Origin of the sequence: Desulfosporosinus metallidurans (assembly GCF_001936615.1) — a bacterium.
GTDB lineage: Bacteria > Bacillota > Desulfitobacteriia > Desulfitobacteriales > Desulfitobacteriaceae > Desulfosporosinus > Desulfosporosinus metallidurans.
Genome location: NZ_MLBF01000016.1, coordinates 32731 through 46449 on the forward strand (window position 1 = coordinate 32731; position 13719 = coordinate 46449).

12 protein-coding genes and 1 riboswitch are annotated in these 13719 nt (G+C 45.9%); of the genes, 5 read left to right on the plus strand and 7 right to left on the minus strand.

Annotated features, from left to right (window positions below; translation table 11 throughout):
* Positions 1 to 68 precede the first annotated feature (68 nt).
* Positions 69 to 446, minus strand: a complete 378-nt coding sequence (speD, locus tag DSOL_RS11930) for an adenosylmethionine decarboxylase (protein ID WP_075365083.1) — start codon at positions 444 to 446, stop codon at positions 69 to 71.
* A 428-nt stretch (positions 447 to 874) separates the two neighbouring features.
* Between speD and DSOL_RS11935 the strand changes: the two genes are divergently transcribed.
* From DSOL_RS11935 to DSOL_RS11950, 4 genes are all read left to right on the plus strand, one after another.
* Positions 875 to 1792 carry a substrate-binding domain-containing protein gene (locus tag DSOL_RS11935; RefSeq protein ID WP_075365084.1) on the plus strand — a complete coding sequence of 306 codons (918 nt, stop codon included), beginning with the start codon at positions 875 to 877 and terminating at the stop codon, positions 1790 to 1792.
* A 76-nt stretch (positions 1793 to 1868) separates the two neighbouring features.
* Positions 1869 to 2780, plus strand: coding sequence for an ABC transporter substrate-binding protein (locus tag DSOL_RS11940; protein ID WP_075365085.1), 912 nt, complete (start codon positions 1869 to 1871; stop codon positions 2778 to 2780).
* 39 nt (positions 2781 to 2819) lie between these two features.
* Positions 2820 to 3521 carry an ABC transporter permease gene (locus tag DSOL_RS11945; protein ID WP_075365086.1) on the plus strand — a complete coding sequence of 234 codons (702 nt, stop codon included), beginning with the start codon at positions 2820 to 2822 and terminating at the stop codon, positions 3519 to 3521.
* A 1-nt stretch (position 3522) separates the two neighbouring features.
* Positions 3523 to 4239 (plus strand): sulfate/molybdate ABC transporter ATP-binding protein, encoded by a 717-nt coding sequence (locus tag DSOL_RS11950; protein ID WP_075365087.1) that lies wholly within the window; start codon positions 3523 to 3525, stop codon positions 4237 to 4239.
* A gap of 306 nt (positions 4240 to 4545) precedes the next feature.
* On the opposite strand, the gene DSOL_RS11955 is transcribed toward DSOL_RS11950, so the two are convergent.
* Positions 4546 to 5709 (minus strand): iron-containing alcohol dehydrogenase, encoded by a 1164-nt coding sequence (locus tag DSOL_RS11955; RefSeq protein WP_075365088.1) that lies wholly within the window; start codon positions 5707 to 5709, stop codon positions 4546 to 4548.
* Positions 5710 to 6080: 371 nt separating this feature from the next.
* Positions 6081 to 6211, plus strand: a riboswitch (molybdenum cofactor riboswitch).
* Positions 6212 to 6401: 190 nt separating this feature from the next.
* Here DSOL_RS11955 and DSOL_RS11960 point away from each other — a divergent pair.
* The gene (locus DSOL_RS11960) at positions 6402 to 7424 is read left to right on the plus strand and encodes a molybdopterin-binding protein (protein WP_075365089.1); all 1023 of its coding nucleotides are present in this window, start codon (positions 6402 to 6404) and stop codon (positions 7422 to 7424) included.
* A 142-nt stretch (positions 7425 to 7566) separates the two neighbouring features.
* On the opposite strand, the gene DSOL_RS11965 is transcribed toward DSOL_RS11960, so the two are convergent.
* The 5 genes from DSOL_RS11965 to DSOL_RS11985 form a co-directional block, all read right to left on the minus strand.
* Positions 7567 to 9474 (minus strand): molybdopterin biosynthesis protein, encoded by a 1908-nt coding sequence (locus DSOL_RS11965; RefSeq protein WP_075365090.1) that lies wholly within the window; start codon positions 9472 to 9474, stop codon positions 7567 to 7569.
* A 33-nt stretch (positions 9475 to 9507) separates the two neighbouring features.
* Positions 9508 to 10749 carry a molybdopterin molybdotransferase MoeA gene (locus tag DSOL_RS11970; RefSeq protein ID WP_075365091.1) on the minus strand — a complete coding sequence of 414 codons (1242 nt, stop codon included), beginning with the start codon at positions 10747 to 10749 and terminating at the stop codon, positions 9508 to 9510.
* 32 nt (positions 10750 to 10781) lie between these two features.
* Positions 10782 to 11468 carry a HesA/MoeB/ThiF family protein gene (locus DSOL_RS11975; protein ID WP_075365092.1) on the minus strand — a complete coding sequence of 229 codons (687 nt, stop codon included), beginning with the start codon at positions 11466 to 11468 and terminating at the stop codon, positions 10782 to 10784.
* Positions 11469 to 11789 (minus strand): MoaD/ThiS family protein, encoded by a 321-nt coding sequence (locus DSOL_RS11980; RefSeq protein WP_345788381.1) that lies wholly within the window; start codon positions 11787 to 11789, stop codon positions 11469 to 11471.
* Between the two features lie 69 nt (positions 11790 to 11858).
* On the minus strand, positions 11859 to 13652 hold the full coding sequence (locus tag DSOL_RS11985) for an aldehyde ferredoxin oxidoreductase family protein (RefSeq protein WP_075365093.1): 1794 nt from the start codon (positions 13650 to 13652) through the stop codon (positions 11859 to 11861).
* Positions 13653 to 13719 lie beyond the last annotated feature (67 nt).

The following is a 13719-nucleotide window of genomic DNA, read 5'->3' on the forward strand; positions in this document are numbered from 1 at the left end:
CAAGGTCTATCTAGTACCAGTCAGCTTATCCGTACTTGTCTTAGTCCGGAGTAAAATAAATATCCCTCCTATATATTTACCGCTTCCTTTGAATCCTCAACGATTCCCCGTTTAATTTCTGTTGCTGTCATATGACCTGCTTTAAACTGATCCGTTAAATAGTTACAAGCATCCCAGGGATTGACACGGTCCCCGCAAGTAAAGACGTCAACAGCTGCATATCCGAGTTCTGGCCACGTGTGGATGGCTAAGTGCGATTCTGAAATTACCACTACACCGCTCACCCCTTGAGGACTAAACTTATGAAAAACTACCTCACGCACCTCGGCACCAGCCTCCAAAGCTGCATTGACCATCAGTGTTTCGACTTTTTCTCGATCGTTTAGAATGTCGAAACTACACCCATAAATTTCAGCCAACACATGACGTCCAAGAGAATTTGCCAATTGTGATCGTTGCCCCCTTTTTAGTTAAAAAACAGGAAAGAATCTGAGCCGGTCGCCACTTCGTCCGGTAACCCAAATTTCCATCAGGTTAAATTTTAGCACAAAGTTCAGTGTTGTCAACAAAAAATTATATTCTACGTTGATATCCTTGAATAGTTTCCGGTTTTTTCTAAGCCAGATAGCCTAATGTCTGTATTTCTTTAATTTACTCATGTATTCATCTCATTATAAACTATTATATGTCAAAAATTGTTCCTTTGAACATAGTCCCGATACGCCCTCTACAATCACATGATGCTTCCCTGATCCCTAATTGCCAACTCAAACTAACATAAACAAATTAATTCCTATTGTTTGCTACAACAGTATTGACTTGCTCCTCTTCTTATTTTAAGCTTAACAGGGATAAGTGAAAAGGAGGTGACTATTTGGGTTTAACTCTTACTGCTGCTGAAGCAGCTACTATCCTTAAAATTTCTAAATATACTCTTTATGAACTTGTCAAACGAGGTGAGATCCCAGCTCACCACATCGGTCGCCAACTACGGATTGATCCTTCTGTACTTGACCAGTATCTCCATGGAACCCTTAGTATGCATCGTTCGCTTCCTCAAGATACACCCTCCAGTACTTCAGAATCAGCGAAAATTCGTTTTATAGGAAGCCACGACCCTGTTGTTGAACTGCTTTTCGAATTTCTTAGACACACTCCCACGCCTTTAGAATCCTCAGTTTCCTTCCGAGGAAGTATGGATGGACTCATTGCCCTCTACCGCCGTGAAGCGGAAATATCAGGAGCACATTTATGGGATGAATCGTCAAAGGATTATAACCTTTCATTTGTCAAACACGTTATCCCCGGAGAATCTGTTTGTGTTGTAAATCTAGTTCAACGTGAACAAGGTTTCATTGTAGCCCCTGGCAACCCTCTTCATCTACATACTTGGGACGACATCACTTTAGAGGGTCTGCAATATATCAACCGCCAAAAGGGGTCTGGAACCCGTCTGCGCCTCGATGCCTACCTGCAAGCAGCCAAGATTTCTCCTGGTCAAATTTTAGGCTACGAACACGAAGAAACTACACATTCTGGAGTGGCCTGCCTCGTAGCTAACGGGCAAGCAGATGCCGGAGTGGGAGTTAAGGCTGCTGCTCAACGACTTGGCCTTGATTTTGTGCCCTTATTCCAAGAACGCTATGATCTGGTTTGTTTAGGTCAAACCGCAAAAACCCCTGTCTGGCAACAACTTTTAGATGTTTTAAGATCTCCCGGATTTATTCAAGCCATTCAACAACATAGTGGGTACGATACCTCTTTGACAGGGAAAATCCTCTTAACCACCTAGTGCAAGTTGGGGACGGTTCTTGAACTTGCATTCTTAAGTTTTCAACCAACACTAGTAAGGAGATGTTAATTAATAAATGAATAAAAAGATTAGATTTAAGCTCAGCCTTCGTTTCGCAGTCCTTGCGATCGCCCTCATGGTGATCGTCGTCGGGTGTGGAAAAGCAGCAACCCCAGCAACGACTCCTGCTCCACAAACAAGCGAAACCCCGAAACCTGCAAATCCCGACCTAATTCTAGCTACCACGACGAGTACTCAAGACAGCGGGTTGTTAGGCGTGCTTATCCCTGCCTTTGAGAAAAAAACTGGATATAAAGTCAAAACCATAGCCGTAGGTACAGGGGCTGCTCTCGCAATGGGAGAAAAAGGTGAAGCTGATGTTTTACTCGTGCATGCACCCGCCTCAGAAAAAAAGCTGGTTGATAATAAAACAGGAATAAACTATCAACTTGTGATGCATAACGACTTCATAATCGTAGGACCAGCAACGGATCCCGCCAAAGTTAAAGACACAAAAACAGCCGTAGATGCCTTAAGGGCCATTTACGCTAGCCCTTCAATCTTTGTCTCCCGTGGAGATAAATCCGGAACCGATATCATGGAGAAAGCTTTATGGACGAAAGCCAATATTAAACCTACTGGAAGTAAGTATCAGGAGATCGGCCAAGGCATGGGACAGACACTTACCATGGCTTCAGACAAAGAAGCCTATACCCTTACAGACCGTGCCACCTACCTCGCTACGAAGAAAAATTTAAAACTTGATATTCTTCTTCAAGGGGAAGCTGCGCTTCTAAATATCTATCATGTCATGCAAGTTAACCCCGAAAAGTTCCCTAAAGTCAATGCTGCAGGCGCTAAAGCCTTCGACGACTTTATGGTTGATGCGGATACTCAAAAACTCATTGGATCCTTTGGCAAAGATAAGTTTGGTCAAGCCCTCTTCTTCCCAGATGCCGGCAAAAAGATGGAAGATCTCGGTAAGTAATTCCCCTTAGCTTCTCGAAAAGGAGGGGAACTCAGCCCCATGGACATGATTTGGCAAGGTATTCTGGCCGCAATTCACCTCCTAGCTATCGGGGACCCTGAAGTCATAGATATTACGCTCCTTACCCTTAAAATATCAGCCACAGGAACGGTAATAAGCTTGATCATTGGAATTCCCTTCGGCACGCTCTTGGCTCTCAAACCCTTTCCCGGACGTCGATTCCTTTTAAGCGTTGTAAATACCGGGATGGGGTTACCCCCAGTGGTAGTCGGACTTTGGGTCTCAATTTTTCTTTGGCGTTCCGGCCCCTTTGGCTTTTTAAACATCATGTATACACCGACGGCTATTATCATTGCCCAAGCAATTATTGCCTCTCCCATTATCGCTGCCTTAACCTGTGCTGCTCTTCAACAAACCGACCCCAAACTAAGGCTTCAGATCCGGGCCTTGGGCGCGAATCGTCTTCAATATACTTGGCTGTTACTTAAAGAGGTCCGTTTCTCCCTCCTTGCGGCAATCATTGCCGGTTTCGGAGCCATTGTTTCCGAAATCGGGGCGTCTATGGCGGTCGGCGGAAACATTAAAGGACAGACGCGGGTTCTAACAACTGCAACTGTCCTCGAAGTATCCAAAGGCAACTTCGATATCGCTATTGCCTTAAGTATCATCTTATGTTTACTAGCCTATGGGGCAACATTAGGCTTAACCCTACTCCAACAGAAACAGCAAGGAGGGTCATAAGGTGCTCGAAGCCCGGGAGATAACCTGGAAAAAAGATCATAAAATCATCCTCCAAGATATTCACTTTCACTTGTTGCCCGGAGAATGTGTAGGGCTAATCGGGCCAAACGGATCCGGCAAAAGTAGTTTGTTGAAAATCCTAGCCTTCTTAGAAACTCCGACGTACGGACAGCTCTATTTTCAAGGCCAGTCCGTACCGAAGAGCGTCCCGCTTCCGATCCGCCGCAAGATTGCTATTGTTTTTCAGGAATCTCTTTTGTTAAATACACGTGTTTTTGACAATGTTGCTGCTGGATTGAAGATCCGAGGCCTCTCCAAAGGGAAAATTCGGGAACGAGTGGACTATTGGTTGGAACAATTCGGAGTTATCCATCTTACTAAACAATTAGCACGGTCGCTCTCCGGGGGAGAAGCCCAACGTGTTAGCCTGGCAAGAGCCTTTGCCATAGAACCGGACGTTCTTTTTTTGGATGAACCATTTTCAGCCTTAGATGCACCCACCAAAGAAGGTCTACGCATCGATCTGACTAAAGTTTTTAGCTCAACTCAGACAACGACCGTCATGGTAAGCCATGATTTTAAAGACATTGCCCATTTAACAAACCGCGCTTTGATTCTCCTTAATGGACAAGTGGTAGCTGAAGGATCTCCCTCCGAACTTCTAAGGAGTCCCCAAAAAGAAGAAGTCGAACGTTTTCTTGCGCACTTTGCTTCCTAACTCTACTTTCGTCCGACCTAGGCCATATTGGCTATTGGCCTAGGTTTTTCTTTTCGGGAAAATCTATGAAGAAAACTTAGCTAGCGCGCGAAGACACTGTCTTCGCGCGTATTATTCATTCTGTCAGCCTTGGCGAAGGCGGTCGCCTTAGTTACACTATGCCACCTGAAATTTATACTTTCTGATTGGTATAAAAAAAGGCCCCACCGCTTGGTGGGGCTAATAGAGATGAGAAATGATTTGAGGGAGGACATAGAAGCCTAATCTTTAATGCAATACTCATGCCGATATATTAACGATCTGAGATTACATAGCGTTCTTATAGATCTGAATCACTTGTTCAAGTGTTGCTGTGCGAGGATTAGTGAATTGACAAGCATCTAACTTGGCATTTCCAGCCATCAGAGCAAAGTCTTCTTCTTTTACATTCAGTGCACTTAGCCCGGAAGGAATTCCGACATCAGTAGACAACGTGGCGATTGCGGTTAAGCATTTTTCTGCCGCATCCCTGACAGAAAGTCCATCAACATTTTCTCCCATTGCTACAGCGATCTCTGCAAAACGATCGAGATTACCAATCATGTTAAAGCGTGAAACATGAGGAAGGAGGATTGCGTTGCATACTCCATGAGGCAAATTATAGAATCCACCTAATTGATGAGCCATTGCATGAACATAACCTAAACTGGCATTATTAAACGCCATACCAGCTAATAATTGTGCATAAGCCATTTTGTCACGAGCTTCGAAATCATCTCCATTTGCTACGGCACGACGTAGATATCTAGGGATTAATTTAAACGCCATTAATGCAGCCGAATCTGTCACTGGTGTGGCGGCTGTAGAAACATACGCTTCAACAGCATGGGTGAGTGCATCCATTCCGGTGGCAGCCGTTAAGCTAGGAGGTTGTTTCATCATCAACAAGGGATCATTAATCGAGACATTTGGGGTTACATGCCAGTCAACGATGGCCATTTTAATATGCCGTGCAGCATCTGTAATAATACAGAATCTGGTCATTTCAGCAGCCGTACCGGCTGTGGTGTTAATAGCAATCATCGGAGCCATCGGTAGTGGAGATTTATCCACACCTTCATAGTCGTTAATTCTTCCACCATTACCTGCAACAAGTCCGATTCCTTTAGCACAGTCATGGGAAGATCCTCCGCCTACGGATACAATCAGGTCGCAGCCTTCTTTAGTATAGATGTCAAACCCATCATGCACATTTTTATCCGTTGGATTCGGTTCAGCGCCGCCATAAATAACAACTTTGACGCCTTCTTTTTCTATAATGTCAGCAATTTCCTGAGCCATTCCAACTTTTTCGAGATAGGCATCAGTCACCAATAGTACCTTTTTTCCACCCAGTAATTTGGCTTGTTTTCCTGTCTCTTGAGCTGCTCCGGCTCCCATGAGGTTCACTGTTGGCATGTAATACCCATACACTTGATGAATAACTGACATTTTTGTTTCCTCCCATTTCTTTTTGGCGTTAACCATTAATTTGTTTTTCAACAGTGACACAATGTTTGTCCTAATCAGCATTGTCACTTTTGGTTATCTTTTATACATTGCAAGAGTCATGCCAACAGTCTGAATATTTAGTTATCAAATTCACAAAGCTGATTCTTCCGACGAATGACTGTTCTTTTTATTAAACTCTGATTTTATGTATAATTTCTAATCTTTTTACTGACCTAATTTGACGCACATTGCTCGGAACAGCATTCTATTTTGGAACACTTTCTTCCTCACTAAACATCTGAAATCTTTTGCAAACAGTACATTAATTGTAATAGAGTTAAACTGCTGTTATAATTAATGTTGTTAAATTAATATTTCTAAATCTCCAAGCCTATTAACCTAAAGAGCTTCCATGGTTATTGGGCCAGGGTTTTAAACCCTCAGGGTATGTTGGGAAACGGACATGCCTTCACATTTGAAAAGGAGGAGTTGCGTGTTATACATTTTATTTTTTTTGACGCCTCACCTTGTTTTGGTGTAGGCGTTTTTAATTTACGTGTTACCTGGACTGGCATGATGTAGAGAGTCATTCCCCATTTATTAAGCCCGTCATCTTTTTCGGGAATACGATTGCAGGAGTAACAACATTTATTCCTTCGTTCTAAGTACACGATGTATTGGAGGCTATCCCTATGGAAAAAATTAAAGTGCAAGATGCTGTTGGCGCCATTCTGATTCAGGACATGACACAAATTATCCCTGGTATCTACAAAGGTCCCCGGTTTCGCAAGGGGCATATCGTTCAGGAAGAGGATATACCTGTTCTTCTCAGCATGGGGAAAGAACATATTTACGTCTGGGATCAAACACCAGGCCTTATTCATGAAAATGAAGCGGCGGAGCGTCTCGCCCGAGCCGTATCCGGTTCCGGTCTAGTCCTTGACGAGCCCAAAGAAGGAAAAATCACCCTAACCGCTGCTCACGACGGCCTTCTTTACTCCTCAGAAGACGGCATCTTAGCGTTGAATACTTTAGAAGGGGTCATCCTCGCTACGCTTCACAATCATTACCCCGTCAAAAAAGGGGATAAAGTCGCAGGAACCCGTGTCGTTCCTCTGATGATTGATGAGAAAGTAATCCTCGAAGCGGAAAATAATGTCCAAACGTTTTCAAATCCTATACTGGATGTTCGGCCTTTAAAACACTTAAAGGTTGGCATCGTCATAACGGGAAGTGAAGTTTATAAGGGACGTATTCAAGATAAATTCGGTCCCGTGCTGCGCGCTAAAGTTGAAAGTTGGGGATCTGTTGTCCTAGAGCAAACGTTAGCCAGCGATGATGTGTCCCTGATTCAAAGCAGTATTCGAGATCAACTAAGTAAGGGAGCAGAAATGATCTTAGTCAGTGGTGGCATGTCCGTCGATCCCGATGACGTCACCCCCGCAGCAATTAAAGGACTGGGTGCAGAACTCATCACTTACGGTGCACCAGTTCTACCAGGAGCCATGTTTTTGCTAGCCTACCTCGGAGATGTTCCCATCATGGGATTACCCGGGTGCGTTATGTATTCTAAAAAAACCGTCTTTGATTTAGTCGCTCCTCGACTTCTTACGGGAGAACGACTATCGCGTCTTGATATTGTCAAACTTGGGCATGGAGGTCTTTGTCTTGAATGCCCAGTCTGCACTTACCCCCGTTGTTCTTTCGGCAAGTAAATACATTGCCTCAAACTAATTCTCAAAAAGCACCTGCCCGCAATTGGGTAGGTGCTTTTTACATTAAGCTTAGATTGCTGATTTCCTTGAAATTAATAAAAGTGCAAGTCGGGGACGGTTCTTTGACTTGCATACTCCCGTGTTAACCGTAAAATACCCCCGTCTCTCTGACATCATACCCGCCAAGCGCCAGAACATCCTCCTGAAATTCTTTACTTTGAATGACGGCAATCATGGTTTTAATGCGGGGTTCCTCTAGATATTCCCGTGGAATCGCCAAATCATATCGTTCTTCTCCGACCAGTACGTAATCCAGTCCAAGTGCTTCCGCGGCACTTTGAATGCCCAACCCAACATCAGCTGATCCAGAGGCCACCGCCACCGCCACCGCTAAGTGCGTAAATTCTTCCCGCTCATACCCCAGAATTTGTTCTTTGCTTAGGCCTTGCTTCTGGAGCAAATAATCGAAAAGCACCCGAGTCCCGGATCCACCCTGACGATTTACGAATCGAATACCCGGTTGAGCTAAATCCTCGAGGGTCTTTAGGTCGAGTGGGTTTCCTTTCGGCACAATTAGAACTTGCGTCCGATAAACTAAATTCATTAAAGCGATCTCTCTTCCCGGCAGGAAACGTTGCAAATAGGAGAGATTGTACTCCCCTGTATCGGGATCGAGTAAGTGAATTCCGGCAAAATGTGCTTCCCTCTTGCGCAAAGACAGAATCCCAGCGAGACTCCCTACATGGGCTGAGGCAATCCCCCCCTGCCCACCCCTGGCTTTCATATGGCTACTTAAAACATCCAACGTCAGATCATGGGATCCTATGCACACGAGAGTTTCTTCTAACTCAGAAACAGGCCGCAGAAGCTCAACAGGTACGGTTTCTCCCTCATGAAACCCTTCCTGCAGGCGAGGGACCCTCAACATCCCATCCGCTCTCACCAGACTCATCGTCACCCCTGCACCACGATTTAAAGGGGCCGCAACCCAACGGTCTCCAACTTTCCCCACTTTAACCCGCACAAACTCTTCACTGCCTAACGAGGAAAAGACTTTCTTGCTGACCACGGCATCCAGTGTAGTCTGTACGCCTTTACTTAAACCCTGCAATTGATAGACCCAAGGTTCCAAGAACAAATGCGCTGTCAGATAAGTTGATACCGGATAACCTGGAATGCCAAACGTCGGCTTTCCATGAATTTCTCCTAAGGCCACAGGTTTGCCCGGTTTAATGGCTACTCCATGCAGATAAAGTGTCCCATGCTTCTCAATCATATGGGACGTATAGTCATCCCGCCCTTGGGATGACCCTGCGATAATGACCAAAATATCCTGAGACTCTGCCATCTTCAGAATAGCGTCTTCTAATCTCTCTGGTTGATCTGGGGTTATCGGCCATATTGTGGCGTATCCACCCCATTCCTCAACTAAGGAAGCAAGGACTGTGGAGTTACTATCCACAATATCCCCCACTTGAAGGGACGCCTCAGGTGGACGGATTTCATCTCCGGTCGGCAAAATCCCCACACGCGGCTTACGTCGAACCTCAACCTCCAAAACCCCTGCGGCTAATAGTGCTCCCTGGTCTTGAGGGCGAATGCGGTGATGAATCGGCAGAAGCACTTCCCCTTCTACAATGTCCTCTCCTACCGGACGAACATGATTCCATGGTACAACAGGAGCTTGCAGCAAGATTCCCCGCTCTCCAAGTTCCAGGACTTCTTCCAACATGACGACGGCATCCATTCCCTCAGGGACTGGATCCCCAGTATCCACCTGAATGGCTTGCACTCCCAGTTCTAACCAACGAGGTTCGCGCTCCGAAATCCCAAAAGTATCCTTAGCCCGAATAGCATATCCGTCCATCGCTGAAGCTGCAAAATGGGGTGAACTTCGATGGGCACGAATAATTGTACCCGTGATTCTATGGAGCGATGAACGCACATCCACGACCTCATTTTTCGGAACACAGCGTTCAGCAAGCTTTTCCATCATTAAGGCCAGTCCCTCTTGCCAAGCCTTGTTTTCAAGATATATTTGGCGTTCCACGTTTCTTGCCTCCCATTCTAACAATAATCTATCTTAACGCAAAAGGCGAAAACAGACCTCTTTTCCCGCTTCTAAGCCCTCAATATCCAAATCAATGTGTACTAAAGCATCCGCCAACACCATTGTCCGAATTAAGCCCGATTTTCCTCGTATCGGCTCAACTTGCCAATCTTCACCATCAGGAACCACTCGCACGCGCACAAATTCCTCCCGACCACTACCCGAATATAAATTCTGGGTTAACGTCCCCTTCGGCAGAGGATTGGCCTGCGAATGTAATACCGAAGCATCTAACCAAGGACGTACTATTGTGTCAAAAACGACCATCGCCGAGGCAGGATGTCCAGGAAGTCCAAAAATCAATTTCCCATTCACGACTCCACCAATCGTAGGCTTGCCCGGTCGAAGTGCTAAACCATGAAACAGCAGTCCAGGATCTCCTAGTTCATCGATAAGCTGAGCAGACAGATCGCGCGACCCCACGGAACTCCCGCCGGAAAGTAAAACCATATCATTTTCCTCGAGCATGGTTGTAAGTACTGAACGGAGTTCTTCCAGATTATCTTTCACAATACCATAATGACGAGCATTGGCACCACACGCCAGTGCCTGCCCAAGCAAGGTATAGCCGTTAATATCCCTTGATTGGCCGGGTAACGGTTCTTGTTCTGGAGAAATAATTTCATCCCCTGTGGAAAGAATTCCGACTCGGAAACGGGGCAATACCGGGACGTGGATTAGCCCTTGGGAAGCTAAGAGTCCCATTTCTTGGGCCCGAATTCGTGTGTATTTCGAAAGAATAACTTCTCCTTCGATTAAGTCTTCCCCGATGTCTATGAGATTCTCGCCTGGTGCTACAGCCTTCGTTACACCATAGAGTTCCTCGCCAAAGTGTTCGAGATGTTCGACCATCACGACAGCATCCGCACCCTCGGGAAGCATTCCACCCGTGGGCATCAGGACTCCGACGCCCTGCCCCAACAGTTCCGTCGGAGCCTCACCCATCCGTACTTCCCCATGACACTGAACCAACGCTGGCATACTTTCACTGGCCCCAAACGTGTCAGAAGCCCGAACAGCCATTCCATCCATTGTGGATTTACGAAAATGAGGTAAAGCACAGGTGGCCGGAATATCCTGGGTAACAATACGTCCCAGTGAATCAGCCAAAGGGATCTTCTCGACGCACTGATAAAATGAGAGCACATAGGGTTTTAAGGAATCGATCGCCTCAGCCAATGTTTTGACCTTGAATAATTCGCTACTACTTCCCATGTTCCATGACACCTTTCGTGATCATTTATATATTACTGGATCTCAAACCGTTCAAATTCCATGGTTAACAGATCCACCTGTAACCAAGCATGTCGCAAGGAAGGCTGGCGTCCAACCAGTAATTTTACAGTTTCCACCACACTTAAACTTGCCAAGACAGCAGGAGTAAACGCAGGATTTCCCCACGTGCTCTCAACCCCCTGTTCCCCGCGCCCAAATAAGCGGAAAACGCTAAAATCACCTGGCAAACTTACGCCTATTTGTCCAAACCAGCCTGCGATGCTAGCAAAAATTAGCGGTAACTCCTTTTGGTGACAGACCCGTTCCAGAACGACACGTGTGGGCAACGAGTCAAGGGCGTCACACACTAAGTCCACTTCCCGAAACAATTCAGGACCCTTTTCCTCTTCAAACCAGCCTCTAATCACCTCGACTTGTACCTCAGAATTGACAATTTGCAGTCTATCACGGGCGGCTTCCACTTTCCATTGCCCCATATTGAGCTCTGTCGCCATAATCTGACGGTTAAGATTGCTTACTTCCAGACGGTCGCCGTCAATAAGCACTAGCCGACCAACCCCAATCCGGGCGAGTTCTTCAGCTATATACCCCCCAAGTCCTCCACACCCCACGATTGCTACGCATGATGTGGAAAGCTTGAGCTGATCCTCATCAGACAAGGTTTTCCTATTCCGAGCGTAACGACTTTCTAATTTCATTTAACCGCCTCCCACAGGTGGAAAGAGTGCTATGGTATCTCCGTCTTTCAAGACATGCTGTTCATTAACATTTCGCCCATTAACAAGGCAAATGGCAACTTCCTTAGGTTTAATGTTCAGCGGTTGGAGGACATCCATAAGACGACTTTCTTCTGGAAGATCCCACTCTTCAACCTTAAAGCGGCCATCCCGAAACGTCGCGAATAATTTTACAGTCACACGCACACAGGTTCCTCCTCTCAACATGGGACTTTGAAGGTTGACTGATTGCTCTTGCTGGTTCACTCGTGTTTTGTTCTCTATTATACCATGATAATTCAAGGGGGGGACCCCCTAAAAGGTCCCCCTCAAAACTTGGTTCATTGACTAACATCGTGCCTCGCATGCGTCCTAGATTCCTAGGTTTTTAAGACATTCAGGCGTTGGTACGCCAGCTGCATCCCATCCGCGTTCAGTATAGTACTGAGGTAGAAGTTCTGGTAATCTGTGTACACTTCCTTTTGAAGGTCCTGTTGGAATCGCTACTTTTAATAAACGCTCAGGAAGTGTGTCATCCGCTGTGGTCATACCAGTCCGAAGATTTTGTAAACGTTCAATGTTCCAAGTCCGGTCTCCACAAGCCAAAAGTTCGGCATCTGTGTAATTGAAACCGGTCACAGCGTTGACAATCGCCGTATAATCAGAAAGACCCAGCGCGAATGAAGTGAACAAGCACAATCCAACGGAGTCGATAACAGCTGTGAGATCTTGGAAGATCTTGACCCACGTTGCTTTTCCCTCAAGGGAGTCCTTATCTAGTTTTTCAGGAAGGCCCAAGATTTCTGGAGAAACCATGTACCCACGAACGTGACAACCACCCCGGTTACTTGTTGCATATTGAAGGCCGTGACCTTGTATGCCCCGAGGATCATAGGCTGGGATCTCAAGTTTTTTCACTGTCATGGATAGCTCTGGGTGACCATAACCTTCAGCGAAGTTATAAGAACCCTGAGCCATTTTGGCTCCAAGTCCTTCAGCGTAAGCTATTTTCCGGACCCATTCTACCATTCCTTTGGCATTTCCGAATTCAAGCGGCGTGCCATCAAGTTCTTCTGGCTTAACATATCCGCGCTGAACCAGTTCCATACCCGCTGCAATGGTACAACCGACCGAAATCGAGTCCATTCCTAATTTGTTGCATAAATCATTGGCTACATGAATCGCGTCATAATCATGAATGCCACAGTCGGAACCAAAGCACCATACTGCCTCATACTCAGGACCAGCGCCTTCGCCGCCTTCCCATTTATTATGGCGACCACAAGCGATTGGACAACGATAGCAAGGATCTTTTTTGATCAAGTGGTTTGCGGTCATGGTTTCTCCGCTGATGAGATCCGCATCAGGATCATAGGATTCTTGGAAGTTATTGACCGGATATATTCCGCTTTCATTAATAATGTTAACAAGCACTGCAGTACCGTATGCTCCGAGTCCTTGACCTGTTACGCCATTTTCCCTGATTTTTCCCAAAGCCTCGCTTAAGACTTTTTTCATTTCATCCGGATTTGCGTTTTCGACCTTTCCAGTTCCACGAACCACAATCGCTTTAACGTTCTTTGATCCCATTACGGCACCTACTCCACTGCGCCCAGCTGCGCGGAAGAGGTCGTTCATGATCGATGCCATTAGAGAAAGGTTTTCACCGGCAGGCCCAATAGTTAGTACTTTCGCTTTGTCGTCCCCGAATTCCAGCTTTAAAGCCTCTGTTGTAGCATAAACATCCTTACCCCAAACATTGGCAGCATCTTTAATTTCCACCTTGTCGTCGTTAATGGCAATATACACAGGATGGTCTGCCTTGCCTTCCAAAATAACCATATCATAACCGGCAAACTTTAGCTGTGCTCCCCAATATCCCCCTGAGTTCGAAGAAGCGATACACCCATTTAACGGAGATTTCGTAACAACCATGAACCGGCCGGACGTTGGAGCGTTCGTGCCTGTGAGTAATCCTGTAGCAATATACATTGTGTTTTCGGGAGATAGTGCATCAACGTCTGCGGCTACCTCATCAAAAAACATCTTTCCCGCAAGCCCACGCCCGCTCAAATATTTCTTCGCAAGTTCCAAGTTTAAAGGCTCGGTACTGATTTTTCCTTCTGTGAGATTGATGCGCAAAATTTTTCCGGTATACCCACCCATGAAAATCTCCTCCTTGTTTCTATATTATTTACTCGACTCTTTTCTCCCTCAGAGACTTCACTAACAC